Source organism: Pseudomonas sp. D1-1 (assembly GCF_051132225.1).
Classification (GTDB): Bacteria; Pseudomonadota; Gammaproteobacteria; order Pseudomonadales; family Pseudomonadaceae; genus Aquipseudomonas.
Map to the genome: position 1 here is coordinate 2,970,924 of NZ_CP071676.1, position 26,071 is coordinate 2,996,994.

The 26,071-nt window shown below is 60.0% G+C and carries 25 protein-coding genes and 1 pseudogene; 14 read left to right on the forward strand and 12 right to left on the reverse strand.

Annotation, left to right across the window (positions count from 1 at the left end; genetic code table 11):
• The 7 genes from J3P86_RS13345 to J3P86_RS13375 all read left to right on the forward strand — a co-directional run bounded on the left by J3P86_RS13345 (window position 1) and on the right by J3P86_RS13375 (window position 6,040).
• Window positions 1-426 carry an ExbD/TolR family protein gene (locus J3P86_RS13345; protein ID WP_434568441.1) on the forward strand — a complete coding sequence of 142 codons (426 nt, stop codon included), beginning with the start codon at window positions 1-3 and terminating at the stop codon, window positions 424-426.
• A gap of 2 nt (window positions 427-428) precedes the next feature.
• Window positions 429-1,133, forward strand: a complete 705-nt coding sequence (locus J3P86_RS13350; protein ID WP_434698119.1) for an energy transducer TonB family protein — start codon at window positions 429-431, stop codon at window positions 1,131-1,133.
• A 40-nt stretch (window positions 1,134-1,173) separates the two neighbouring features.
• Window positions 1,174-2,865: a putative porin gene (locus tag J3P86_RS13355; protein WP_434698120.1), complete on the forward strand. Its 1,692-nt coding sequence runs from the start codon at window positions 1,174-1,176 to the stop codon at window positions 2,863-2,865.
• Between the two features lie 15 nt (window positions 2,866-2,880).
• Complete coding sequence (locus J3P86_RS13360) at window positions 2,881-3,537, forward strand: DNA repair protein (protein ID WP_434698121.1); 657 nt, start codon at window positions 2,881-2,883, stop codon at window positions 3,535-3,537.
• A 20-nt stretch (window positions 3,538-3,557) separates the two neighbouring features.
• A complete protein-coding gene (locus J3P86_RS13365) occupies window positions 3,558-4,037 on the forward strand; it encodes a YbjN domain-containing protein (protein ID WP_434698122.1) in 480 nt (159 codons plus the stop codon).
• Entirely contained in the window at window positions 4,034-4,978 is a 945-nt protein-coding gene (locus J3P86_RS13370) for a peptidylprolyl isomerase (protein WP_434698123.1), read from the forward strand. Before J3P86_RS13365 ends, J3P86_RS13370 begins: the two co-directional genes overlap by 4 nt.
• Before the next feature lie 81 nt (window positions 4,979-5,059).
• Window positions 5,060-6,040, forward strand: a complete 981-nt coding sequence (locus J3P86_RS13375; protein ID WP_434698124.1) for a LysR substrate-binding domain-containing protein — start codon at window positions 5,060-5,062, stop codon at window positions 6,038-6,040.
• Between the two features lie 27 nt (window positions 6,041-6,067).
• On the opposite strand, the gene J3P86_RS13380 is transcribed toward J3P86_RS13375, so the two are convergent.
• From J3P86_RS13380 to J3P86_RS13415, 8 genes are all read right to left on the reverse strand, one after another.
• Window positions 6,068-7,759 (reverse strand): thiamine pyrophosphate-binding protein, encoded by a 1,692-nt coding sequence (locus tag J3P86_RS13380; RefSeq protein WP_434698125.1) that lies wholly within the window; start codon window positions 7,757-7,759, stop codon window positions 6,068-6,070.
• A 106-nt stretch (window positions 7,760-7,865) separates the two neighbouring features.
• Window positions 7,866-8,846, reverse strand: a complete 981-nt coding sequence (locus tag J3P86_RS13385; protein ID WP_434698126.1) for a phosphoribosyltransferase family protein — start codon at window positions 8,844-8,846, stop codon at window positions 7,866-7,868.
• 68 nt (window positions 8,847-8,914) lie between these two features.
• Window positions 8,915-9,403 carry a hypothetical protein gene (locus tag J3P86_RS13390; protein ID WP_434698127.1) on the reverse strand — a complete coding sequence of 163 codons (489 nt, stop codon included), beginning with the start codon at window positions 9,401-9,403 and terminating at the stop codon, window positions 8,915-8,917.
• Between the two features lie 84 nt (window positions 9,404-9,487).
• Entirely contained in the window at window positions 9,488-10,141 is a 654-nt protein-coding gene (locus J3P86_RS13395) for a hypothetical protein (protein ID WP_434698128.1), read from the reverse strand.
• Between the two features lie 59 nt (window positions 10,142-10,200).
• Complete coding sequence (locus J3P86_RS13400) at window positions 10,201-11,193, reverse strand: sigma 54-interacting transcriptional regulator (protein WP_434698129.1); 993 nt, start codon at window positions 11,191-11,193, stop codon at window positions 10,201-10,203.
• Window positions 11,194-11,223: 30 nt separating this feature from the next.
• Window positions 11,224-12,648 (reverse strand): anthrax toxin-like adenylyl cyclase domain-containing protein, encoded by a 1,425-nt coding sequence (locus J3P86_RS13405; RefSeq protein ID WP_434698130.1) that lies wholly within the window; start codon window positions 12,646-12,648, stop codon window positions 11,224-11,226.
• A 70-nt stretch (window positions 12,649-12,718) separates the two neighbouring features.
• Complete coding sequence (locus J3P86_RS13410; RefSeq protein WP_434698132.1) at window positions 12,719-13,495, reverse strand: SDR family oxidoreductase; 777 nt, start codon at window positions 13,493-13,495, stop codon at window positions 12,719-12,721.
• Window positions 13,492-13,821, reverse strand: coding sequence for a nuclear transport factor 2 family protein (locus J3P86_RS13415; protein ID WP_434698133.1), 330 nt, complete (start codon window positions 13,819-13,821; stop codon window positions 13,492-13,494). Before J3P86_RS13415 ends, J3P86_RS13410 begins: the two co-directional genes overlap by 4 nt.
• 113 nt (window positions 13,822-13,934) lie before the next feature.
• Between J3P86_RS13415 and J3P86_RS13420 the strand changes: the two genes are divergently transcribed.
• Complete coding sequence (locus tag J3P86_RS13420; protein ID WP_434698134.1) at window positions 13,935-14,861, forward strand: LysR substrate-binding domain-containing protein; 927 nt, start codon at window positions 13,935-13,937, stop codon at window positions 14,859-14,861.
• Window positions 14,862-15,000: 139 nt separating this feature from the next.
• On the opposite strand, the gene J3P86_RS13425 is transcribed toward J3P86_RS13420, so the two are convergent.
• Window positions 15,001-16,560 carry a GMC family oxidoreductase gene (locus J3P86_RS13425; protein WP_434698135.1) on the reverse strand — a complete coding sequence of 520 codons (1,560 nt, stop codon included), beginning with the start codon at window positions 16,558-16,560 and terminating at the stop codon, window positions 15,001-15,003.
• Between the two features lie 387 nt (window positions 16,561-16,947).
• Window positions 16,948-17,709: an alpha/beta hydrolase gene (locus tag J3P86_RS13430; RefSeq protein WP_434698136.1), complete on the reverse strand. Its 762-nt coding sequence runs from the start codon at window positions 17,707-17,709 to the stop codon at window positions 16,948-16,950.
• 114 nt (window positions 17,710-17,823) lie between these two features.
• Between J3P86_RS13430 and J3P86_RS13435 the strand changes: the two genes are divergently transcribed.
• Window positions 17,824-19,257 (forward strand): HD domain-containing phosphohydrolase, encoded by a 1,434-nt coding sequence (locus J3P86_RS13435; protein WP_434698137.1) that lies wholly within the window; start codon window positions 17,824-17,826, stop codon window positions 19,255-19,257.
• A 216-nt stretch (window positions 19,258-19,473) separates the two neighbouring features.
• Window positions 19,474-20,196 (forward strand): annotated as a pseudogene (locus tag J3P86_RS13440) (transketolase-like TK C-terminal-containing protein); the annotation flags it as partial.
• Between the two features lie 86 nt (window positions 20,197-20,282).
• Here the strand turns inward: J3P86_RS13440 and J3P86_RS13445 are convergent.
• Together J3P86_RS13445 and J3P86_RS13450 are read right to left on the reverse strand one after the other, a co-directional pair.
• The gene (locus J3P86_RS13445; RefSeq protein WP_434698138.1) at window positions 20,283-22,094 is read right to left on the reverse strand and encodes a hypothetical protein; all 1,812 of its coding nucleotides are present in this window, start codon (window positions 22,092-22,094) and stop codon (window positions 20,283-20,285) included.
• 233 nt (window positions 22,095-22,327) lie between these two features.
• Complete coding sequence (locus J3P86_RS13450) at window positions 22,328-22,798, reverse strand: CesT family type III secretion system chaperone (RefSeq protein WP_434698139.1); 471 nt, start codon at window positions 22,796-22,798, stop codon at window positions 22,328-22,330.
• A gap of 561 nt (window positions 22,799-23,359) precedes the next feature.
• Between J3P86_RS13450 and J3P86_RS13455 the strand changes: the two genes are divergently transcribed.
• The 4 genes from J3P86_RS13455 to sctI are packed head-to-tail and all read left to right on the forward strand — an operon-like array spanning window position 23,360 to window position 26,067.
• Window positions 23,360-24,337 carry a sigma 54-interacting transcriptional regulator gene (locus J3P86_RS13455; protein WP_434698140.1) on the forward strand — a complete coding sequence of 326 codons (978 nt, stop codon included), beginning with the start codon at window positions 23,360-23,362 and terminating at the stop codon, window positions 24,335-24,337.
• Window positions 24,338-24,367: 30 nt separating this feature from the next.
• A complete protein-coding gene (locus J3P86_RS13460; RefSeq protein WP_434698141.1) occupies window positions 24,368-24,718 on the forward strand; it encodes a hypothetical protein in 351 nt (116 codons plus the stop codon).
• A 59-nt stretch (window positions 24,719-24,777) separates the two neighbouring features.
• Entirely contained in the window at window positions 24,778-25,656 is an 879-nt protein-coding gene (locus tag J3P86_RS13465) for a hypothetical protein (RefSeq protein ID WP_434698142.1), read from the forward strand.
• A 54-nt stretch (window positions 25,657-25,710) separates the two neighbouring features.
• The gene (sctI, locus tag J3P86_RS13470; protein WP_434698143.1) at window positions 25,711-26,067 is read left to right on the forward strand and encodes a type III secretion system inner rod subunit SctI; all 357 of its coding nucleotides are present in this window, start codon (window positions 25,711-25,713) and stop codon (window positions 26,065-26,067) included.
• Window positions 26,068-26,071: the final 4 nt, after the last annotated feature.

Consider the following 26,071-nt stretch of genomic DNA (forward strand, 5'->3'; position numbering starts at 1 on the left):
ATGGCTAGCGTAAATACGTCACACGATGACGACGATGATGCAGCGGTCGACAGCATCAACGTCACGCCGCTGGTGGATGTGCTCATGGTGGTGCTGGTGATGTTCATCCTCACCGCCACGGCGCAGGTCTCGGGCATCCAGATCAACCTGCCCAAGGCCAGCGCCTCGGTGTCGTTGTCCGAGGCCAAGACCAAGGCGATTTCGGTGAATGACGGTGGCCAGGTATTCCTCGATGCCTACCCGGTGACCCTGGCCGAGCTGGAGGAGCGCCTGCGCATCGAGAAGGCCCAGAGCCCGGACTTCCCGGTGATCGTGCGCGGCGACGCCACGGTGCAGTACCAGAAAGTCATCGAGGTGCTGGACCTGTTGCGGCGCCTGGAACTGTCCCAAGTCGGTCTGGTGACCGGCAAACCGAGCCAGGGCTGATCATGACCGCCAGACTTCCCGTCAACCCGCCCCCCGTGAAGCGCTCGCCGCTGCGCCTGCTCAAGTGGGCCGCCGGCCTGGCGCTGGCTGGCCTGGCGGCCTGGCTGCTGTGGCAATGGGCCAACGACATGAGCGGCGTGCGCCGTGAAGCGCCGAAGGTGCCGACCATCATCCCGCTGCCGCCACCACCACCGCCGCCCCCGGAAAAACCCAAGGAGCCGGAACCCAAGGTCGAGGAAAAAGTGCCCGAGCCCGAACCGACCCCGGAACCCGAAGAGGTCAAGCCCGAGGAAGAAGCGCCGCCGTCGCCGGTGGATGACCTGGCCAACCCGATGCAGATGGACGGTGATGCCCAGGCCGGCAACGACGCTTTCAACATTGGCGCGGGTAAGGGTGGCGGCATGGCCGGGGCAGGGGGCGGACGCCTCGGCAACGGCACCTACAGCCAGTTTCTGGCGTTCACCTTCCAGCGCTTGCTGCGGGAGAACCCTGACTTGCGCAGCCTGGCGTTTTCGCTGCAGGCCGACGTCTGGCTCAGCGCGGTCGGGGAAATCACCCGTGTCGAGCTGGTCAAGTCCAGCGGCAACCCGCAGTTGGATGAGCAAGTGATCGCCGCCCTGCGTGCCGCGCCGCATCTGAGTGAACGGCCTCCGGCCTCCCTGACTTTGCCCGTGCGCCTGTCCTTGCAGGGACGGCGTCCGGGTTAACCCGAATTCTTGAAAGTTTGCCAACAGGAGTTGTGTGCAGATGATTGCCAATGTGAATCGATTGTCGTGGGCGGTCGGCCTGGTTGTCTTGAGCCTGGCCGGCCACGCGTCGGCAGCCCCGGCGCCTTCGGAAAACGCCACGATCAATCTGATCCGCCTGCTGGTGCAGCAGGGCGTGCTGAAGCAGGACCAGGCTGAAGGCCTGATCGCCCAGGCCGAGCGCGAAGCCGTGCAGGCCCGTCAGGCTGCCACTGCCGTTGCCGCCGCACCCGCCGGTGCGCCCGGGGATGTGCGGGTGCAGTACGTGCCGAACATCGTGCGTGAGCAGATCCGCGACCAGGTCAAGGCCGAAGTCATGGCCACGGCCAAACAGGAAAACTGGGCGCAACCCAACACCTTCCCGGATTGGGTCTCGCGCATCAGTTTTGATGGCGATATCCGCCTGCGGGACGAGTCGCGCTACTACTCGGGCACCAACAGCAACCAGATCGTCGACTTCGCTCGCCTCAACGACCGCGGCCCCTACGATGTCAACCCCAACAGCAGCTCGAACCTGCCGCCCTTGCTCAACACCCGCGAGGACCGCGAAAACCTCTTCCGCCTGCGCGCGCGCCTGGGCATGAAGGCGGTGATCGCGCCCGAGTGGACCGCGGGCATCCGCATCGGCACCGGCTCGGACAACAACCCGGTGTCCACCACCCAGACCCTCGGCGGCGGCTTCGGCAAGAAGGATATCTGGCTCGACCAGGGTTACCTGACCTGGAAGCCCTCGGACGAGTTGACCCTGACCGGCGGGCGTATCGCCAACCCGTTCTACTCTACCGACCTGCTGTACTCCGGCGACCTGAACTTCGATGGCGTGGCGGCGATTTTCAACCGCAAGCTCAGCCAGGACTTCGGCCTGTTCGGCACCGTCGGCGCGTTCCCGGTGGAGTACACCAACGACACCAGCACCAGCAACGGCACAGACAAGGAAGAGAGCGACAACAAGTGGTTGTACGGCGCGCAACTGGGCGCCAACTGGGCAATCAACGACAGCAACCGCGTCAAGGGTGCGCTGGCCTATTACCGCTTCGACGACATCGAAGGCCAACGCTCGTCGCCGTGCGAGCCCTGGGCCGGTGACCCGGGCTGCGACACCGACGGCTCGCGCGTGGCGTTCATGCAGAAGGGCAACACCGTGTTCCTGCTGCGCGACATCACGCCCAATCCGCTCAATCCGTCTGCCACGCCACAGCCGCAATACGTCGGCCTGGCCTCGGAGTTCAACCTGCTGGACCTGAACCTGGCGTGGGACACCGATCTGCCGGAAGACCTGAAGCTGCGCAGCCAGGCGCATTACGTGCATAACCTCGGTTATGACGAAGGTGAAATGCGCAAACGTTCGGAAGGGCAGTTCGCCAACAACCTCGATGAGAACGGTGAAGTCGAGAGCGGAGCCAACGCCTGGATGCTCCAGTTCACCCTGGGTAACTCCCTGGAGCTCAAGCGCCAGGGCGACTGGAACATGTTCGCCGGCTACAAATATATCCAGCCGGACGCCTTGCCGGACGGCTTCAACGATTCCTCGTTCCACTTGGGCGGCACCAACGCCAAGGGCTATTTCCTGGGCGGCAACTACGGCCTGGCGAGCAACGTCTTCGCCACCGGTCGCTGGCTGAGTTCCGAAGCGGTGTACGGCGCGCCGTACGACATCGATGTCCTGCAGCTTGAAATCAACACGCGCTTCTAAGCGCCGGGAGGCCTCATGAAAAGGCGAGCCATCAACCCTTGTCCTTCCGCGTTGCTGCTGGGCCTGCTGCTCAGTCCGTTATTGATCGGCAGCGCCCACGGCGAAGGCCTGGAAGAACGCCTGCGCACGCAACTGCGCAGCACCACCGCCCAGTTGCAGACGTTGCAGAGCGAGCAGGCCCAGGCCAGCGTCGCCCGCCAGGCGGCGGAAAACCGCGCCAAGGAAGCCGAGGCGCAGGTCAAGCGCCTGACCGCCGAGCTGGCCAAGGCGCAAGGCCTGGCCGAACAACTGGCCGGGCGCCAGGAAAGCCTGCAAAGCCAGGCCCAGGCCCAGGCCGCGGCCAGCCACGAGCAGATCGGCAAGTTCAAGAAGGCCTACGACGAGCTGCTGGTCATGGCCCGGGGCAAGGAAACCGAACGGGCCCGCCTCGAAGCCCGGTTGCATGAACGTGACACACAAGTGCAGCAATGTTCGGTCAAGAATCAGCAGATGTACGACGTCGCCAAGGAACTGCTGCACGCCTACGAAACCATCGACGTGACCGACGTCATGAAGATCCGCCAGCCGTTCGCCGGCAAGGCCCGGGTACGTTTCGAAGAGTTGGCCCAAGGTTTTGGCGATGATCTCTACAAGAACCGTTTCGATGCGCCCCAGGCCTCGATCACCCATTGATAGCGCAAGGAAGAACCAACATGACTTCATTGATTGAACACGTCACGCCCGCGTCCCTCACCGAGGTGTTGCAAGCCGCCGGTTATCGGGTCAACGAAACGGAGCAGAACGGTATCGTGCAACTGCTCAGCGCCAGCCAAGGCATCGGTTATGCCGTGCGCTTCGGCAATCCGACACCGACGCCGGGCCAATACCTGGACTTCACCTTCAGCTGTGCCTTGCGCGTGCAGGGTGAATTGCCGGCCGGGCTGGCGGAACTGTGGAATGCCTCGCGACGTTTTGCCCGGTTGTCGGTGCAGGGCGAATTCCTGGTGATGGAAATGGACGTGGTGGTGGCGGCCGGCGTCAGCGCCGAGCACCTGCGCAGCAACCTGGAACTGTGGGACCGGTTGCTTCAGGAATTCATCGTCTACCTGCGCGAGTTCAGCCAGAACGCCGCCCGCCTGCACACCGGCGCCGAGCCCGCTGAAGCCGCGCAGGAGGAGGCCGCCGCACTGTGAAAAAGCCAACGTTTGTCATCAGCGCTGCGGCGCTGGGCCTGGTCGCCGTGGCTGTTGCCCTCGGCTTGCGTCCCGGCAACGATCCGGTGGCGGCGGTGCAATCGGTCAGCGTGGCGACAAGCGAGTCGCCGAGCCTGGCGCGGTTGGGCAGCCAGCAGGTCAGCCCGGAAGAACTCAAGGCGCTGCTTGCGACGCTCGCCCCCGAGGTACGCCAGCAGATGCGCGGCAACCGCGCCGCACTGGAGGGCTGGATCCGCGCAAGACTGGCGGAAAAAGCCGTGCTGGAGCAGGCCGATGCCCAAGGCTGGCGTCAGCGCCCGGAAGTGGAGCGCCAGATGCGCGCTGCGACCGAGCAGATTGTCTTTCGGGATTATCTGCAGTCGGTCAGCCAGGTGCCGGCCGGGTATCCCAGCGAGGATGAGCTGAAACAGGCCTACGAAGCAGGAAAAGCCAACTGGACCGCGCCTGCGCTGTACCGGGTCAGCCAGATTTTCCTTGCGGCGACCGAGCCACAGACCGTCGAGGCGGTGCGCCGCCAAGCCGTGGAGCTGAGCAAAAAGGCCCAGGCCGCGCCGGCTGAATTCGCCGCCCTGGCCAGCCGTTATTCCCAGGACCGCACCAGTGCCGAGCGCGGTGGTGATAGTGGCTTCCAGCCGTTGCAACAATTGGTGCCTACGGTACGCGAGGCAGTGGTGCGGTTGAAGGTAGGCGCGGTATCGGACCCGGTGCAGAGCGCGGCGGGCTTCCATGTGATCAAGCTCACCGAGCAGCAACCGGCGCGGGAAGCGACCCTGGATGAAGTCCGCGAGCGCCTGACCCAGGCGTTGCGTGCCCAGCGCCAGGAGCAGATCGCCAAGGCCTACCTGGACGGCATGCTCGACACCGCGACGTTGAGCATTGATGGCGCGCAGTTGAGCAAGGTGCTGGAGGAGGTTAGGTAGCCACGCCGCCATGTTTTTTGTGGCGAAGGAGCAAGCTCCCTCGCCACGCTTAATCGGTTTTTAAATGACAGGGAGTCACTCATGTCTTTCATAGAGCCCGCAGGACGCCAGGCTGTCACCGCATACCGCGCGCCCTTGCGCGCACCTGAGCCGTGGTTGGCCTTGGCCGCCAGCATCGAGCCGCAGGTGGCGCAGTGTTTTCTGGTCAGCGCCCGTTGTGGCTGTTTCATGCAGGCGTCCCGCAGCCTGAACGTCAAGGCCACCTGGCTGCGCAAGCAGTTGGCCCAACTGGAAGCTCGCCTGCAGCGATCACTGTTCAGCTTCCAGGGCAGCACCCTGGCGCTTACCCGCGAAGGACGGCAATTGCAGGCGCGCTTGCTTGCCCTGGGCGAGGATGGTCCGCCAGCGCTGGCCGATCAACCGTTGATTCGCCTTGCAGTGGCCGAGTCGATCCTGCATGACCTTCTGGGTCGTGACCTGATCTCATTGCTGCGCCGCAACGCCAGCGTGCGCTTGCAAATCATCACGCTGGACAGCGAACTGGCGCTGCAGGCGGTCAGTGCCGACCTGGTGCTGTGGCTGAGTGACGGGCAGGAATCGACACCGGTGCCGAGCGTTGCGACACAGGCGCCGGAGCGGCTGGCGCGGCTGGACTATCTGCCCTACATCGCCAAGCGTTATTCCCGCCCGGCCAGCCGTCCGCGCCGGTTGGAAGAGCTGGACGACTACATGTTGGTGCAATGGCAGGCCGACAGCCAGGTGGGCAGTTTCACGCCGTGGAATACCCTCGTCGAGCAACGCCGCGCCGGCGTGGTGCAGGTGCAATCCTATGAGCTGATGCTGGAAATGATCCGCTGCTGCGCCTGCATTGGCCTGTTGCCGCAATACATGAGCCATTTCGATCGCGGCCTGGTCGCCTTGCCGGGGTTGTTTGAGCAGCCGATGCAGCGCCACCTGTGGATGGCGGCGAGCACCGAGGCCCGGCCAGTGCCGCAGGTGCAGATGCTCATCGAACTGATCCGCCACACGCTGGATGAGCGCAGGGAATGGTTCCGGGCTTGAACCACATGGATTCGCGCCAAAGCAGCTTCAAGCCGTGATCGGCAATTCGATGAGATTGGGACGGCCCGAGCGAATACCATCCTCGACCGCCCCGGCAATGTCGCAGGCTCGCTCGACCCTGCGCGACGCAATCCCCAGGGAAGAAGCGAGGGCCAGGAAGTCGATGGCCGGGTCGCGGATGTCCATGCCGATGAACTGGTCGGTGCCGGCACTGCGGTAATGCGCCTGGTTACGCGCGTAGTTTTTCAGAATGTTGTATTCGCCATTATTCATGACCACAAAAGTCACCGGCAAACGCTCGTGGGCAGCTGTCCACAGCGCTTGGGGTGAATACATCGCCGAGCCATCGCCGACCAGACACACCACCGGGCTGCGGTCCAGGCCAAGGGATGTGCCGACAGCCGCCGGCATGCCCCAGCCGAGGATGGCGCTACGCGTAAACAGGTACTGGCTGGCCGAATGTGAGTCCAGGCAAGCACGCACGTGAGGGATGGTGACCGGCGCTTCGTCGACGATCCAGACGTCAGGGCCGATGGCCCGGACAGCTTCATGGGCCGCCACGAAAGGCGTGGTCACCGGCGTATCGAATTCACGGCGCGCGCGCTCGGCCACTTCGACCCGACGGTTATTGCGCTCGTGCGCAGCGAGATTTCGCAGCGTCGCGATTGCCTGGCCGTGCGGGGCCAGTTGTTCATCCAGGAATGGCAGCAACAGCTGCAACGACAGCCTTATGTCGCCTATCAATCCCAGCGCCGTTTCATGGACCCTGCCCAGTTGGTGGCCATCGCCGGTCAATTGAATGAGGCGGCAATGTGGGGGAATCGCCGGGCCGTCCGAGTATTGGTAACTGATCAGCGAATGGCCGCCGAGAAGCAGCACAGCGTCGAATTCAGCGAATGTTGCCCTGATGTCGGCAGCCTTGGGCGCCAGGGCGCCTCGCCATTGAGGATGAGCGGTGGGGAACGGGATATGCCCGGGCCAAGAGGGCCCGAACACCGGCGCGCCGAGCGCTTCGGCGAGCCTCACCGCTTCCGCTTGCGCATTCGACTGGAACACCTCTTCACCGACGATCATCGCCAGCCGGCCCGGGGTAACCGTCGATAAAGCGTCAGCCAATGGCTCGATTGCTGCGGTCACCGCACCCCGTTCGATTCGCGACGGCTGGCCAGCACCGGTATCCGTGTGCTGCTCCATCACGTTGATCGGCAGCGAAAGGAACACCGGGCCGGTCGGCCCCGTACGGCAGTCCTGAAGAGCGCGGCGCAACAGCATCGGGATATGTTCGGGATGCTGGATTTCCTCCGCCCACTTGACGCTCGGTCGGGCCAGGCTGACCAGATCACCGTGAAGCAGCGGATCGGTTACCCCATGGCGGGTGTCTTGCTGGCCTGCGGTGATCACCAAAGGCGTGTTCGCCATCTTCGCGTTCAGGATGGCGCCCATCGCATTGCCCAGCCCACCGGCCGTATGGAGATTGACGAAAGCGGGGCGCCCGGACGCTTGCGCATAACCGTCGGCCATCGCCACGACGGAGGCTTCCTGGAGGCCGAGCACGTAGTGAATATCAGAGACGCCTGAAAGCGCATCGAGCAACGGCAGCTCCGTGGTGCCTGGATTGCCGAAGACATGGCGAACGCCTTCGCTGCGCAGCACTTCTACGAACAGGTCCGCGCCGCGTTGCCCTCTGGTGCGCACCGTTGAATCGGGGGTTGAAGGCATGACGCCGCACCTCTGCTGGTCGAAGGCGATAATCTAACCTCCTTTTGCAGCAGCTGTGGATGTTTTCCGAGCGGGTTCTGGCGTGAATATCTGCAAATGCGCAGCTTCAGCCATGGCGCATGGCGCATGGCGCCTCAGGCGCACTCTGTTTCCAGCCCGCCGCCCCAATCAACCGTCCCTGGCTGCATTCGGCATCCCACCAGATCATCCGCAGCAAAGGCGCTTGATGCGCGATCATGATCGCTTGCGTCGGATCGCTTTCAATAAAGTGCGTGCACCCCAACTGCACGGATGCGCGGGCCTTGTAGAGAGCAACCTGGTCCGGGCTGTCGCTGCACGAGTGAATGTCTCTCATGATCAGCTGTATCGCGCCATGGCCGTGCTGGCGAAGCCAGGCTTGAGTCCGAGCTCGATCCATCTCCGGGCGTCCGGTGATGATGGCCTTTACCCGCCCCAAGGGCGGCAGCTGGTTGAAGGGATCGAGGCGGTCGCGTTCGTCGAGCGCCGCGGTCAGGTCAGCCGCATAGCGCTGGAGCGGGATATCCGGGAGCAATATCCCGTCGAGGTCAACGGCGTACACGTCGTAATCGTGGTCATGGGCCATCGTGCCGGCGCGTCCGCCACCGGTGGCGTTCCAGCGGTCGCGATAAGCGCGGGTAACGGTTTGCCGCTCCCAAGGGAACTGCAAGAAATATCCTTGCCCGTCCAACCCATAATCGGGGCGAATACCACTTAGATCGTCGAAGCCGACAGTGAAGATCCTGACGATCAAACCTCGCTGCTGCAAAAACGCCACGCAGTCCTTCAGCGTGTGCCCGGCGCCGGCAATGTCCTCACAGAGCAGCACTTTGCTGCCGGATGGAGGGAGTGGGACCGATGAGTCCCAGATCACGCTTTGATCCGCCCGGTAATAACGCAAAAAGGCCGTTTCGACGCCCGTGGCATGCGAAACCATTAAGGCCAGGGGCGCTCCCCCTCGCAAGATGCCGATGATGCTGCTGAACCGCTCTTCGAGAAGCACCGGCTGTATCGAGGCGACCCAGCGATCCATCTGCTCGTAGGTGACAGGCAGGACGGGTTTATTCATGGGCCATTGCTGGACAGGCATTGTTTTATCCGGTGCTGCAGCGACGGGCTACAGAGCCATTGGGCGAGTTACCAGACAATTGGCCCAACGTCGTCGGCGTCCACAAAGGAAAGTCGGGAGGACACGTCGCGAAACTCGTCGAGAGAACGTCGTGATTTTTCGGAAAGGTCCGTTAAGGCGGCTTCTCCATGGTTTTCGAGAAGCACCAAAATCGCGTCCAGGGCCGCACGTGTCTCTGGGCTTACCGCCTGATAAGCCGCGGCGCCGGCCTTGATTGTCAGGTTATCCGGTTCGCCGGATTCTACGCGCCCCAATGAGATATCGTTCAGGTCAAGCGATTCCAGGCTGTCTCGCTTCGCACGCGACGCGATGACTCCGGCATTTTCCGCCCGCGGTAGAGCATCGAGTTGGCGCCTTGTGTCGAGTTCCTGCTGACCGACTTTTATCAGCTGTTTGGATGCAAGGATTTTACGTGCCATGCCAATAGGGGTGTAAAGCATACTGAGGGCGGCGACGGCTTTTGCTTCCAGTGGAGCTTTGCCTTTACGAATTGCCATCTGGTTGCGAGCGGAAAAGCCGGAACGGTTGACCAGGTCGGCTTGGTTTATTGCTGTTCGCCAGATTTCGGTTTCTGATTTTTTTTATGCGGGGGGCAGTTGGCGGTTTTCCTGTTCAAGCGTTTGATAGCGCTTGTTAGCATCTTTTTTATCCACCTTCTGGCCGACGAACTGAGCATCTCTTTTCTGAATCTGCACTCGGGCATATTCGCTCAGCCTGGGAAGACTCTGTTTGTGGGAGCCATCGCCCAACGTCGGCGGCAGTGAATTCAGTTTTTTTGATGTCTCCATCGCCTCTTGTTGAGGGTCAGTCGAACGCGCGCCTTCATGCGGCCGTTCCATGAGCACGACGGTTTCGGTGGGGCCCGCTGCATAGGATTTATGCTTGAGTTCCAGGATGTCGTCGCGCTGCTGTTCATTTTTCCTGGTGTGCACTAGCAATTCACCGGGGCTGCTGTTTCTCTGGCTGAGCAACAGCTTGAATGTCGCCTCGTTGTGCTCGGTTGAGCACAGATTCAGCGATCCATCGACAATGGCGTTGTCCGCCATACGGGTGATGGCTGACTGTATTTTGTCCGGGGAGTCGGCCTTAAGCGCGTCAAGGGCCTGTTTACTCAGATGCGAGGGGGAAAGCTTGGATACGTGTGCGGTTTGGACGCAAGACGTGGCAGGTCCGATGGTTCGCTCATGTCGCAAGGGAGCAATGGAAACGGGAGAGTGGCTCGCACCCGATATCATTCGATTTTCTCCTCATATGCTTGGCAGAATAAATCTGATCAGGTGAGTGGTCGATAGCCTTATCCGGTTCCCACGTCAGCCAGACATTTTTTGCGTTCAGTAGCAGTCAGCTTGCAGATTTTTTCAAGCAACGATGCCTTGCCGAATACATCCAACGATTTGATCCGGTGATAAAGAGTTCTACGGGGGATGCCCAATTCCACACTCGCCGCATCAATCGAGTGCCCGTGACGCTTGAGGGCTTCCTGGATAAGGATGCGTTCGATAGCGCGCAGTTGCGCCCTCAGCGTGCGCCCCTCGATCTCCGTGCCTGAGCCTAGGGTTATCGACGCCAGCCCCAGGATATATCGCTTGGCCGCCGATTTCAGTTCACGGATATTGCCCGGCCAGGGATGGCTCAGCAGTGTCTGCATGAGCTCGGGGGATATGGGTTTCGGTGCGCACCCCAGGTCTTGCCCAGCTGCGTTCACGAACTGGGAAAACAGTGGAACGATGTCTTCGCGACGGTCACGTAGCGCTGGCAACTGGATCGTCAGCACATTGAGGCGAAAATACAGATCGCGCCTGAACTCACCCCGCTCCACCAACTCGGCCAAGGGCCGCTGGGCCGAGGCGATCACACAGATATCCAGTGGAATGACCGTGGTAGAGCCCAAACGCTCGATGGCTCGCACCTCAAGGACACGCAGCAACTTGGCTTGCAGGCTGAGTGGCATGCTGTCGATTTCATCGAGGTACAAAGTCCCGCCCTGCGCGGCCTCGATATAGCCCTTGCGCGAGCGATTGGCACCGGTGAATGCGCCGCTGACCACACCAAACAATTCACTTTCAGCCAATGATTCCGGGATTGCCGCGCAGTTCATCGCGACGAAGGCACCCTTGCGCCCGGACATCAAATGAATGCGCTGAGCCAGGGTGTCCTTGCCGGTCCCGGTCTCTCCGCAGAGCAACAGATCGACGCCAAGCAGTGAAGTACTTTGGGCAATGACCTTGATATCAGGCGCTTCGGCCAGGTTGTCCGGCCCGCAGTAAAAGTAATCACACACACACATACATCCCGTGTCGTACCAGTCGACGTGGATTCATTCAGGCAACCTACCGGACTGAGCCCTGCGACGCTCGGCAGCCCCTCTCAATAAATCCAGTTCAGGCTGGGAAATATGACTGCCACGCCGGCTGCCTTCACCGGAGGCTGTACTACCACGACGCGTTTCAGGTGGCGAAAAGGACGACGGACTACTGAGCTTGCGCATGATCTCCTGGCTGCGGTTAGTGACGTTGGTTTTTAGTTCGTCATCGAGCCATTGCCGGTTACCGACCAGCACATAGCCCGTACGACCGCTTCCGCGAGCGTCACGTGCCTCCACCAGGAACTCATTCAACCTGTCCATGTCAGGTAGGACGGTGATGGCGCCAAATTCACCGAGTGCTTGCGGGGCAACGACGGTGGCTGGGAAGTTATTGCGCATGTTGGTGCCTGGGTTGCCTTCGTCCGAGCCATGATGAACGAGGTTCCAGTCGGACGGATTGTCCATGTTCAGATGGGTTTTCAACTCGCCGCGTAATTCGTGGTTGATGTCGTTGATGACTCGTTCCTCGAGGCGGGTGAGATAGTCGACTGGCGGGTGGGAATCCTGCGTATCTGTGGGGGCGACATTTTCATATTTCGACCGAATATGGGCGACGCCAATATTAAACGGCTGCTCGTTTGGCGCGGCTGGCGTTGCTGAGCCTCGTCGTTGGCTTTGTTGCGGGACGTCATCCCATTGAGGCATCAGAAACAGCAAGTCGTAGTCGGCGGTAAAAGGCCGAGCTGGCTCGCCGTGAGGTTGAATCTTTGGTGCCAGGACTTCTACAACCTGGCCCTGCGTGGCTATTCGATAGTTGCCGCTGGTTGTTTCTTCAGCAGTGAAGCTAAACGTAGACCCATCTTCCCTGGTGCTCTCGAATGCGGGCGGATCAAGCGCCCTGATCAAATCATGTTGCTTCAGATAATCCATTCGTGCCGCAGGCAGTTCCAAGGGGACTTTAACCGCATGGCCGTTTGCCACACATTGCTCGACGTGCAAATTGGCTTTTTCTATATCGTCCGATGCGGTGCTGCCCTTGCCACAGAGCTGCTGTTTTACCGGAATGAATCCGAACAGGGGGCCGATCATGGAACTCTTTCCTTTTATGTTCAGCCCCTTGGTCGGGTAACCCATCTCTATCAGCTGCGCGTTATGTGGATCAACGGGGCGAAACGCGATAACGCATTGATGTCTGCGCGCGATGGCATGTAGTTGATGCAAGTGCTCCGCGCTGATGCCCGTTTGCTGGCTGACCTTTTTGATGTCCTCGCGGACCACCTCCGTCAACGGGCGGGGAGAAACCGACGTGGCATGTTCGAGCTTCGGGGCTTTTCCGGGGTTGAAGCTGAACTGTTGGTTCCATCCAGTCGGGCCTAATCTATTCATTTCTTCCGCTTCCATAATTTTACCTATTGAATAGGTGACGATTACCGGCATGCAGGTTCCGCACGCGCCGAGCATTTGCTTGCTGAATGCCTTGGGCGGACCGTCGAAGTCGCCCCGGTGCTCATGACGCCGTCGGAATGGTGCCCCCATCAATGATAAATTCGCTGCCGGTAATGGATGCCGCGCGGGGCGAGGCCAGGAAAGCGATGAGGTTCGCCACTTCAGCAGGCTTCGAGGGGCGGCCGAGTGGAATGCCGCCTAGCGCGTCCATGATCATCCGCTTGCCGCCTTCATAGTCGGTACCTGCTTGCTCTGCCAGGCGCTCGGCCAATGCGACCGACGCGTCGGTTTCAACCCACCCCGGCGATACCCGGACAACACGCACGCCCTTCGGCGAAACCTCCTTCGACAGGCTTTTGCTGTAAGTCGAGAGCGCAGCCTTGGCAGCCGCGTAAGCGGTCGTGGCTTCAGGCAACGGCAATCGATTCTGGATGGACGTCACGTGGATAATGACGCCTTCGTTTCGTTCGAGCATGGCGGGCAACAAGGCTCGGTCGATGCGCACGGCCGCAAACAGGTTCAGATCGAGTTCGCGTTGCCAGTGTTCCTCGTCCAGTGCGGCAAAGCCGCCACCGGGTGCCGATGAGCCTCCGACGACGTGGATGATGACGTCGACGTCACCGAGTATTCGCTTGGTCGCTGCCACCAGTGTCTCGCAGCCCTCCCGGGTCGACAGGTCCGCCGGAACGCACAAGTCTGGTGACATCCCGGTGGTCGCCTGGCGCGCTGAGGTCAGTACTTTTGCGCCTTCGTCGAGCAGCAACTCGACAACCGCTTCGCCGACGCCCTTGGTGCCGCCGGTAACCAGAATGCGTTTGCCTTTCAGATCCAGATTCACGGGGTAATCTCCAATGCGCGGATCCGACCATCCGCTAAGGTAAACAGGTGCTTCAACTTGACTGGACTGCCTGGGAAATCACCAGTTACACGAGCGAAGACGGTCAACGTGCCTGCACCGTCGATAACCTCGGTTGGCTCGACCTGGAAAGCAAAGGCTTGCTGTGTCTCGCGTCGCCAGGCCTCGATCGCCTCGATCCCTTCATGTGTCCGGTTTTCGTCGAACACGGTGGAGTCTGTGCTGAAACACGCCGCCAGGCTTGATGCATCGCTGCCATTGGTGATGTCGAAGTACTGCTCGACGACGCTGGGAAGCTTGAGGTTCATAAGCGCATCCTTTCTGACGATGATTGATTGCACCCGGTAATCTTGCCGTCCATGGGATAGTTTGCTCAACTGGCATAAACTTAATGACCAATCCCGAAAAGCAGGACAATAAAATGGCGGATCTTCGTGTTGGGCTCAGTGAGTTGGAGGCGGTAACGGCGGTGGCGCGCCGGGCCTCGTTTCGGCAAGCCGCTATCGACTTGAGCGTTTCGACGACCGCGCTGAGCAATACCATCGCCAAAGTGGAGTCGAGCCTTGAAACGCGGCTGTTCAATCGCACGACGCGCAGCGTGTCCCTCACCGAGGCCGGCCGGATGTACATGGCCCAAGTCGGGCCGGCGCTGCAGGATGTTCGCGCGGCGCTTGAGACGGTGCGCTCGCACAATGTCGGACCTTCGGGAATATTGCGCATCAACGCATTTGCCAGTGCTGCCCGTATGACACTGATGCCGCTGTTGCTGGAGTTTTCGCAGCGTTACCCGAAGGTGCATATCGATCTGGTGACCGAAGGGCGCCTGGTGGATATCGTCGCTGACGGTTTCGACCTTGGGGTGCGGTCTGCCAATCTGGTACCCAGCGACATGATTGTCGTCCCGCTGGACCGACCGCAACGTTACGCCATCGTCGGCGCGCCGGCGTACTTCGAAAAGCACGGCCGACCTCGAACGCCAGCCGATCTACTCAACCATGGCTGCTTGCGGATCCGCCTGCCCAACGGTGCCATTTATCCGTGGCATCTGGAACGCGACGGGGAGGTCATCAGGCTGGATGTGAACGGGCAATTCACGCTGGACGAACCTGGCCTTGCCAAGGCGGTAGTCGGGGCGGGCGTGGCTCTCGGTTTTTTCATGGAACAGGACGTTCAGGGCGAAATCGAGCGTGCGGAGTTCGAGCGGGTGCTGGAGGCGTGGACCCCCGCGCGAGACAACTTGTGTCTGTATTACCCCAACCGGCGCAACCCTTCGGCAGTGCTCAAGGCGTTTACCGACTTGGCCCGCGCCAGCCTGGTCGGCAACGAAACACTGGCGCTGCCGGCCTGAACAGCCTCTCATGGGCTGGCATGCTTGAGACAGGACAACCATGAACAATCGCGCCGAAAAAAAGCGCTCCGAAGGAGCGCATAGAAAATTGGCTGGATGCGGCCAACCAAAGGAGCTTTCGTTGAGTTTGCTTTGAAGCTTATATGTCGTAAGTGGTCCGTATGGCTTCCACGGCCCGCTCACCGATCACGACACAAGGGGCCATCGTATTGCCGCTCGTGACGTGCGGCATGATGGATGCATCGGCAATGCGCAGGCCCTGGACCCCATAGACACGCAGCTGACCATTGACCACGGACATCGCGTCCTGGCCCATTTTTGCCGTACCACACTGGTGCCAGTAAGTAACGGCGGCGTTGCGCGCATAATGTTCGAGCGATTGGGTGTCGAGTTTTCCCGGCAGGCTTTCACGTTTGACCAAGCCCTTGAAGGGTGCCTGTGCGCCCAGTTCCTGGACAAAACGGATGTTCTCCAGCGCGTTGCGTCGATCGGTGGGGTGAGAGAGGGTGTTGGGCTGAATGATCGGGGCATCGGTCACATCCGGGCCGCTGAGCTTGACCCGTCCGCGACTTTCCGGGTGGGCAAGGCCGGCAAACATTGTCCAGCCATGTGCGGGAACACCGAGTGAAGCGGTCTCTGCGCTGGGTACGGGAAATTCAACCTGGCAGTGGAACATGTCCGGGAGATGCAAAGCGCTTTCGCTGCTCCAGTAGAGCGTCGCCTCCGAGCCACCATAGCCCACCGGTTGTGGCGTCGCGTATTCGAAAATAACCGCAAAGGACACGTGATCCTGATGATTGGCGCCAACGCCGGGGAGATGCTGGACGAGCGGGATGCCATGACGCTGCAATTCTTCCTCCGGTCCCACGCCTGATTGCATCAGGACTTTGGGGGTGTTGACCGCCCCCAGAGAAAGAACCACTTCGTGGTCGGCGTAAAAACACTCGGTCTGCCCATTGCGTATGGTTTGCACGCCAATGACGCGCTGGTCCCGGAAAAGCACGCGGCTGACAAGCGTATCAGTCAGGACCGTGAGGTTGGGCTGGCCAATGCGTGGAGCGACGTAGGCGCGGTAAATGGAGTTACGCTGGCCGTCCTTAACGATGAGGTCGTTCAGGGCCGCACCTCCGCGACCTTCCATCATCGCGCCGTTCGGGTTCTCGAAAGCCGGTATACCCATGCCGACAGCCGCGCTGATCATGGCGTTGGCAATCGGCTGAGCATCTCGTACAGGCGCGACATGAACCGGTCCGCCCTTGCCACGACGGACCGGATCGCAGGTGCCCCGATAGTCTTCCACGCGTTGATATATCTTCAGGACCGAGGCGTAGCTCCACGCCGGGTCGCCACTTTGCGCGGCAAAATCTTCCCAGTCGTTTTTATGACCGCGGGCCCACAACATGACATTGACGCTGGACCCACCGCCCAGTCCGCGGCCCATATTCAGCGGGATTTTCCTGTCGTTGAGATGAGGGTTTGCCGCACCCACGAAATTCCAATCGCGCTCGGTGCCCAGGTTCAGCGGCCAGTTCCCCGGTTCCAGCACGTGGGGATGTTCGTCGCTGCCGCCGGCCTCGATAAGCAATACCTCTACCTCAGGATTCTCGGCCAGGCGACCGGCCACGACGGAGCCGGCAGCTCCCGCCCCACAGACGATAAAATCGAAATAATGCTTTTTCACCTCGCGATTCACAGGCATGAGCGGGATTCCTTGAGTGGTGTGGCGTCACTCGCCAGGCTCAAGCATTGATCGAAGGGCAAAGTCGTTGCTGGGGAGAACATGCGGTGAATCTCGCTAGGGTATTGATGGGTAAGGCCAGGCACGATGGCGGATCAAGCGATCGCCGTTTTGTTTGTTGCGCAATGAGTGACGACAGGGAGGTAAAAGGTTCCAACGGATGTCGAGCGTCGCCAGGCGTTGGCCGGCAGCGAAGTCGGAAGGCGAAATGAGCTCCCGCCTGATGCGATAACCGTTGCGAGGGAAGTGCGTCCCGTCCGAGCGTCCAGCCACAGGGTCCAGAGACCGGTGGCAATCCATTCAGACGCAACAGCAATTCCCTCGATTCAACGTGGAACGAACCTGGAGTTACTGGCTCTTTTGAACGGCCTGGATGATGACTTTTGCGACGTCTGCCGGGCGCGATTGTTGCGGCACGTGGCTGGCTTCGATTTCGGTGACCTTGGCGCCGATCTTCTTGGCGAAAGCGCGTTGCAGATCAGGCTGGATCATCCGGTCTTCCTTGGCCACGACGTACCAGGTTGGCTTGCCTTTCCAGGCAGCAACGCTGGTCTTGTCATCGAATGCCGAGGCGCGGATCGGCCCTTGCGTCGCAGTCATGACGGCGGTTTGTTCTGCGGAAAGATCCTGGGCAAAACCGGTGGCCATGCCCTCGGCGGTCATGTACAGGAAACCGTTCTTGTCGGCGGCGATATCTTTCACGCCGGACGGTGCCGGGTAGTCCTTGCCCAGGTCTTTACTGGCTTGACCGGCATCCGGCGCGAACGCGGCGACGTACACCAGGCTGCGTACTTTCTTGTCGCTGCCAGCCTCGCTGATGACCGTGCCGCCCCAGGAATGGCCGACCAACACGACGTCGTTCTCCTGGTTGTTCAGAACACGCTGCGTGGCGGCGACATCGTCTGCCAGCGACGTCAGCGGATTTTGTACAACGGTGACCTTGATGCCTTCCGCCTGCAGCAGCGGAACGACCTTGCTCCAGTCGGAGCCGTCGGCAAAAGCGCCGTGAACGATAACGACAGAAGGTTGCTGCGCCGCGGCATGGACCGCGCCGCCGAGCAGTGAGCAGGTCATGGCGAGTGTGAGGGCAAGGGCCTTGGGTGTGAACATGATGCGATCTCCTGTAGGGGGTGAGCGCAGTTTCAGCGATACTCGGCGGCTGAGGTATCGGTCATTTATCCGAGGCCATCAACACTGTTCAATCGGATGCGCAGAGGAAACGACATGTCGGCAGCGGACTGTATCGAATTGGAAGATTCCATCCTGGCGTTGTCCATGGTCGGCGACCTGAGCATGGGCCAGCCGTTCGATCAGTCGCGCCGCACCGCGCGGCTGGTGCAGATGCTCGCACAGGCGTGCAACGGCGCTGGCGAGCACACCGAGATCGGACGCCAGGTCGCGTTGCTGCGCTGGTCCGGATGCACCGCCAATGCGCAGGGCTTTACCCGTCTGCTGGGCGATGACGTCGAGGGCCGCAACGCGATGTTGACGCATACCCTCGATGAGGCGGGTCAGCGAGCGATGCACCGGTCCACACCGTTGGCGCAGATCCATTGCGAGGTGTCAGGTGATATTGCTCATACATTGGGCTTGCGCGCCGAAGTCGAACACGGGCTGCGCCATGTGTTCGAGCAATACGACGGTGAGGGAAGGCCGTCTGGCCTGCGTCATCCCCAGGTGCCGGAGGTGGTATATCAAGTGTCGCTGGCGGGAGATCTGGAAATCCTGTCCCGTACGCATGGACTGGAAACCGCATTGCGATGGATTGCCAGCAGGAGCGATCGTCGTTATCCGGCAGCGCTCGCCGCTGAAATGCTGCAACACGCCGAAGACTGGCTCGCGCAACTGCGCACGCCACAGGTCACGACTTCGCGGCAAACCGCGCCATCGGTGCCGTTGACGCTGGTCGGCGATGTGATCGATCTCAAGCTGCCGTGGCTGGCAGGGTATTCGCGACGCGCTTCGGAGCTGGTCCGGGACGCCGCCAGACTTGGCGGACTGCCAGAGACCTCGGTCGACCATCTTGGCCAGGCGGCGCTGATCCATGGCCTGGGCCGCGCAGCGGTGCCCAATAGAGTCTGGAACACCCCAGGTGCGTTATTGGAAGGCGATCTTGAGCTCGTGCGGTTGGTGCCTTACTGGACGTCGCGGGCCTGTAGCCAGATACCATCGCTTGCAGTGTCGGGCCAGATCGCGGCCCACGCCTACGAGCGACTGGATGGCAGTGGCTACTTCCGTAATCTCAACGCCGACGCGCTGCACAGTGAACATCGCTTGCTCGCCGCAGCCCTGGCTTGGCAAGCGTTGCTGAGCGAGCGACCGTGGCGGCCGGCCCTCACGCAGGATGCCGCCGCCCGTTTGCTGCTGGACGAGGCGCAGCAGGGCCGCTTCGAACACCGAGCCTGCCAGGCAGTCATTGCGGCGGCGCGCGGGGATGCAACGATGGCGGCCTGCAAGCCGACCGCTGGCCTGTTGTCCGAGCGCGAAACGGAAATTCTCCGGCGCATCAGCACGGGGGGCAGCAACAAGGAGGTGGCGCGCCAGCTAGGCATCAGTCCTAGCACCGTGCGCACCCATGTGGAAAACCTGTTCCGCAAGCTTCAATGCACCACCCGCGCGGCTGCGACGCTCAAAGCGCTGACGCTGGGGTTGATTTGAGACCCGGTGGAAATAGGTCTTCTAATTCAGTTGCTTGACTATGTCGTCGGTCTCGGCAGGTTCGTTTGCGCACGGGCAGAATAGATTTCGACTGGATGCGCTGTTGTTTCTATTGCGTAACTGGCCAACAATTTGCAATAAAAATTGATTATCTGATAGATAACGAAAATTTGTTTCGTTCCTGACTGAAAAGATGCAACGCGGCTTTGCGCAAAGATGGCCTCAACGGTACCCAACTGCCGAGCCTATGATCCGGCGTTCGCCGGCGAGTTTGCGGTGATCCTCGACCACGGCATGCGCCAGATGCTGGAGCGCCAGGTGGACGAGCTCTACTACGTCACGCTGATGAATGAAAACTACCCGCAGCCCGACCCTCCAGCCGGTGTCGAGCAAGACATTCTCAAAGGCATGTACCTGTTCGCCCGCAAGCAATTAAAAGGGGCGCGTGGCAGTGTTCAGCTACTGGGCTCTGGCACTATCCTGCGCGAAGTGATCGCCGCCGCTGAACTGCTCGCCAGCGACTGGAACATCGACAGCCAGGTATGGAGCGTCACCAGTTTCACCGAGCTGGCACGGGACGCGCGCGAGGTCGAACGCCACAATCGACTGCATCCTGAACAACCTGGGCGCAGGAGCCACCTGCAGGCGTTGCTCGACAATGCGTCGCCGGTCATCGCCTGTAGCGACTATGTCCGGGCCGTGCCAGCCTTGATAGCGAGCTACGTTGAGGCGCGCTACACGGTGCTCGGCACCGATGGTTTCGGCCGCAGCGACACCCGCGCTCAGCTGCGCCGATTCTTCGAAGTTGATCGGCATCAGATCGTCCTGAGTGCCCTGACCGCGCTGGTTCAAGCCCAGGCATTGGCGCCGGATGTATGCGTCGAGGCGATTGCCCGGTACGCCATTGACGTGGACAGCCTGGCGCCGTGGGAGGCGTGACAGGGTGCATAGATGACGCTTCAACCGTGCAGCACGGATGGGGCGGCAGGTTGAAGCGTCCGGTTATCGGATGCTATCGAGCCGCATCACTTCTGCGGCAAAGCTTCAGGTGGTTGTGGGGCCGCCTCGTCATCAGCATTGTTTCCCTCACGAGTGATAGCCTTTTTGATTGCAAGCTCGGTGAGTTCAGTCGGGATTTGGGACGCGACCTGCAACCCCCCTCGCACACGGTGGTAGGTATTTTCTGCAACTCTGCCCCAGGTTCCTGGCATGGAGCCATGCGGTAGGTCGGCTCGGTCGGGCGACAGGAAGTTCTGGATTGCCGTTTGTGTCCGCGGGAAGTTGGACGCGGGGGGCGGGGCGGGGGCGCCCGGCCCGGGCAACTCCTGCGCTTTGCGCTCCTGTTCAAGTGCCGCCTGATAAGCCTTGGTCTCAGCACCGGCTTGAAAGCCGGCATAGGTAGGAATAAGGAGAGCAGGCGAGCCCAACGCGGCCAAAAGCACCTGGCCAAACTGCTTCACCGGCGTGTCTGAGTCAAAGCGCCCTGCCGCGAAGCTGACGCCCATGGCGCTGCCCAGTCCGGCAAGTGAGCCATAGGTTTTACTGAACAGGCTTTGACGAACCTCAGGATTGCTCGGGTCGCTGGCCAACACCGCGTCCGATGCCGCTTTAGCCAAGCGATTCGCCAACGGTTCGTCGACTTCCTTGAAGGTGTGGGTCGGCAGCTCGCGTCCACGTCGGTCCGGAACGCTACTGCGCAGTTGCGCAGCCGATTGCAGGCCGCCCATGAACAGGCCGCCTGCCATGGAGGCCAGCGTGCGGGGACCAAATTGCTCCACAGGAATATGCGGCTTGGCCAGTCCTATTGCTTGCCGGATGCCTTGTGCCAGGCTAAACGCGCCGAAGGCTTCAGCCTCGCCAATGCCGGTTCCATTCTTGTTGGCTTGCTGGGCGTTGAGATGGCGGCTGCGCTGTTCATCAACCTCCTGCATGGCGATTTCTTTTTGTTCGATGGGCAGGGGCTGGAGCTCGCCATCGACAATAGTGCGCGGGTTAGGGTTTGGAATGACCTCTGACGCTTTCACCGGTTTTAGCGACCACCCGCCCATCATCTCCTGGCTGATGGGCTTAAGCAGGTTAGTGCCTACTTCATGTGCCGCCGCCATCACGGGCGCGGTAGCGAATGCCTGGGCCTTCAGGTCGGGGACCGCGGACTCTACGACCGCGCGCGCAAAGCCGAACGCCAGGCCCGACGCGAGCATTTGGGGCATGGCGCCTGCGGCCGCGGCCTTGGCAGTCGCTACCCAGCCGTCGTTGTGCTGATGGAGCTTCTGAAGCTCGGCGGGAAGTTTGGCGTTATCCAGCGCATCTTTGAATTCTCCATCGACTGAGGTGTGCTCGACCAGGTCACTGAGCATCGTGCTGATATGCTCCCATTCCTCTGACGGTTGCTTCAGTTGCTTCAGTGCGCTGACCGTTGCGTCCGCTTTGGTCAAGGCCGTTTTCAACGCGCCTGGTATCAGGCCCACGGTCTGTTGGGCATGACGCGCGAAGGCGCTTTCGCTACGTTCTATGTGTTGTCTGTCGGCGGTCGACAGTTGTGGATCGGTCAATGCCTGTTCGTAGAGAGCGACGTGTGCGCCCAGCAAATCGGTTTGCGCGCGCACTGCCTCCGTCAGCACCTTGTGATATGCCTCCAGATCCGGTGGACGTTGTGGATCCTCAGTCAGCTTTTCCAACTCGTGGATCAGCGTCTGTTGCGCTTGCTTGGCATCGGCCAGTAAGCGTCCGGTCATGGATGCGGGCGCTTTCCCATTGGCCTTCGCAAATAGCTTGTTACTTATATCGGCGTAGGGAATATCGGGGTGCTCCTGCAGATATTTACCTTCCAGAACCATGCGCTGCCTGGCTACCGTGCCCTCAAAGCCGGGCTGCCCCAGGCGGGGCGCCAATTGCGCAGCCTCCCTGGCAAGCGCGCGGGAGGGGTGCCCAGGTTGTGGCAGCGGATGGATCTGTGGGGCAGGGTTGTTGGCGCGCGCGCGAGGACGCATGGGCGTCAAGGCGATATGGGTCGGCTGTGATCCGGCTGGGGTAAAGAGGGGAAAATTTCCTGCCGGCAGTGTGGGACCTATCATAAGCCCCCCAAATTGGTGCGCACTGAAGCTTCGCGCTTCGAGCCCTCATCGAGGAAATAGCTGTGCTGCCATGATTGCGCATACTCAGCGATATGGCCCAGCAACTGCACGAACTGAGGCGCGCCAATCTGGGTCAGCCCCACTGTGCAACTGAACTGCACTTGGCCCGTGCCATCGTTGTGTGAAAAGCAACAGGGGCTGTCTCCGCCAAACAAATGAAAGTTGACATTCATGAGCTGAAGCAAGATGGCTTCTCTGCGGCGGACTGGTAACGGACCGAAGTCCGCGTGGATCATGACGGTATCTGCCAAGTTGGAAAAGCTGAAGTCAATGCCTTTCACGCTTAACTGAACCAACTCTAAATCAATTGCAGCCAAGGGGATCTGAGAGAGCTGGCAGATATCTGTAACCAAACGATGATAGCGCTCATTCATTTTTTTTCTCTGAGCTATTTGTAGGGTGGTCATTGTGTTTTATTGCGTCGAACTGTCACGAGTAGTGAGTGGTGCAGGGCATTGACCAGGTTCCATGTATTTTTAAAAAATAACCTCAAGCGTGAAATGTATATCGAACTTTCTCGAGCGCTTCGGTCCAAACCGCGTTGTATCCGAACTGTGAAGTCCTACCGTTAATGACAACGGTGATTGACAGGCTTTGGGTGAGCGGTATTCTCTGCCGCCCAAAAGCACTTGTTGTTTTGAATGGCTTTCAATAAGAAGTGCTCGTGGCGGCCATGAAATACTGACGCGCAACCGTGGCATCAAATGGCCATTCAAATTGTTTCGAAAAATATCAGCAACGCTCGGTGGAATAACTGGTCGCAGCGCTCGTCACACACGCACTTTCGGATCTGCCGTGGGCATCTGAACAATAAATAGACTGTAGGCGCCATGCGCGTGCAGTCGTCAGGCTTGGTGTAACGGGTCTGTCCGACCTGCGTTCATAATTAATGATCGCGCAGTTTATGGCCATGCTTCGCCTCGTGCTTGCGACGGGGTCGTAAAAGTAGGGCCGATCACGGGGAATATATGAGTGTGTGCGATTACTTTTACTGCGGGCCGGACAACCTGGCCGAAGCGCCTGATATCAAGGTCATTGCCCAAAGTACTTCACTGCTTGGCGTCGATCTGTTGCTCTGCGGAGAGACCGGGACCGGCAAGGACACCCTGGCTCAGCGCATTCATTTGATGTCCGGGCGCAAGGGTGCCTTCGTCGCGATGAACTGCGCGGCAATCCCGGAATCATTGGCTGAAAGTGAATTGTTTGGTGTGGTCAGCGGCGCATTCACCGGTGCCAATCGCTCGCGCAAGGGCTATATCGAGGCCGCGCAGGGCGGGACTTTGTACCTCGATGAAATCGACAGCATGCCACTCAGCCTGCAAGCCAAGTTGCTGCGTGTCCTTGAGGTGCGAGCCATCGAGCGTTTGGGCTCTACCACGGTCATTCCACTGGATATCTGTGTGATTGCCTCGGCCCAGCGGCCCTTGGCCGAGTTGGTGGAGCGGGGTGAGTTCAGGCGCGATCTGTATTTTCGCCTCAATGTGCTGACGATCCAGTTGCCAGCGCTACGTGACCATCGCGAAGACATCGTTCCACTGTTTTCCCAGTTCGTGAACGCAGCTGGGCAAGACCTGGGGTGCGCACCGAAACCCATATCTCCCGAGCTCATGCAGACACTGCTGAGCCATCCCTGGCCGGGCAATATCCGTGAACTGAAATCGGCGGCCAAGCGATATGTCCTGGGGCTGGCGTCGATAACCCTAGGCTCAGGCACGGAGATCGAGGGGCGCACGCTCAAGGCGCAAATGCGTGCTATCGAACGCATCCTTATCCAGGAAGCCCTCAAGCGTCACGGGCACTCGATTGATGCGGCGAGTGTGGAATTGGGCATACCCCGTAGAACCCTTTATCACCGGATCAAATCGTTGGATGTATTCGGCAAGGCATCTTTGCTTGAAAAAAATCTGGAACCTGATTCGGAGAACTTTCCACCCATTATTACCTAGCAATCTCGCTAGCATGTGAGGAGTCTTGTCATGGTCGGAAAAATCTCGTCTAGTAATCCTTTTGCGAACATTACCGATGCCGCAATTGCGGGCACCAATGCATTTCAAGGTACCAAGCAAGCAGTCAATGATGTTAAAGGCAACGCTGCGCAGCAATCTCAAGCGACGCGTATGTCTGGCGGGGGTGATGCCGCGTCTGCACAAGTGGCGGCAATGGAAAGCATGGACAAAAAACAGGCTCAGATGATTGCGCTGCAGAATAAGGCGGCTGAGCAGAACCTGATGCAGAATACCATGGCCTCTATTGCCGGGGCTCAAGCCGATACGGCGAACAAGTCTATTTCGAACGTCGCCCAGACGATGAAAGGCATTAGCTATTAATAGCCCCCGTCCGACCGCTTGTTGCGGTCTAAGCGTTTAATATCAGTGAGAGTCTGAACATGCTGAATTCTGTTATAGGCTTGGCAGCACAAGCTGTCGGCGGAATAGTTAATTCTGGTATTTCGCCGTTAAAAAATACCGGTTCGTCAAACGCCTCGCCCTCATTGTCAGGCGTAGTTTCGCAGCTTGCGAACTCCATGATGTCCGGCGGCAAGCCAGACTTTGACAGCCCCTTGGGCAAGATGGTCAAGGACAAACTGTCCGAGAAGGGCGGGATGGGTCTAATGGGTATGGCATCGAATCCTCAAGAGACCTTGAAGAACGCCCTGATGGACGTTGTTAAAGACAAGATGGGTAGCAACTTCATTGCCAATGCCGGAGGCCGGGACAGTAAAGACCTCATGGGGCAAGTGGTGGGCGGCTTGGCTCAGTCCGCGTTGAATAACGCACTGGAACGCAAAGGCGACGGGACGACCTTTTCCAAGGCTGACAAGCCACTGCTTCAGCAAGTGGCTGATTATATGGACAAGAACAAGGCCACCTTTGGAGCGCCAGATTCCGGTTCCTGGAGTAAAGAGCTGGATGAGGACAACTATCTGTCAACGGGGGAAACCGCCAAATTCAAACAGGCGATTGAACAAGTGGCTCAGCACACGGGAGGCTCGGGGAGCAGAACTGATTATCCCGGGGTGACGGCGGGAGGACAAGGTGGCTTGGGCAGCAGTCCTGCGCCAACGAGTGGGGGCATGAGTGATATTGAGCAAGTGCGCCAGATGATAAAAGGTAGCGAAGGCATGGAGGGTTTTCAACAAGGATTGCAGCTAGGGTTGGGAATCGCTTCCGACTCGCCGTCCGGCCTCGCGATGAATCAAGGCGAACACACCGCTGCCCATGCCGCGCAGAACGTCCTCGACGTGATGCGCGCCAGCGTAACTTAAGGCCTGTACGCCGTTTCAGATATCCCGTCGTCTACGTTCCACAGGAGAAACCCGGTGACCATTTCCAATGTGAATTCATTCAGGGGCGTCGCCCCAGAACATGAGCTGGAGATGGTTTCCGCTCCCGCCCAGGCCGATGTAGATCTGTTTGACAATGCCATGCGCGGCAATCATGAACCTGCTGGCCTGGCAAGTAGCCTGATGGGTGCCATTTCGGATCGCCTCGCCGGCCAAGCCGAACTCTCGCATCAGGCTGAGCGCGCAATGAAGTCCGCGTCGGTTTCCACGGATCCGATGGATATATTGAAGATGAGTGGAACCCTTTCCCAATATTCATTGCAAACGGCACTCACCACCAAGGTAGTGAGCAAAGGCGCACAAGTGCTCGATAAACTGACCAATCTGCAATAGGTTC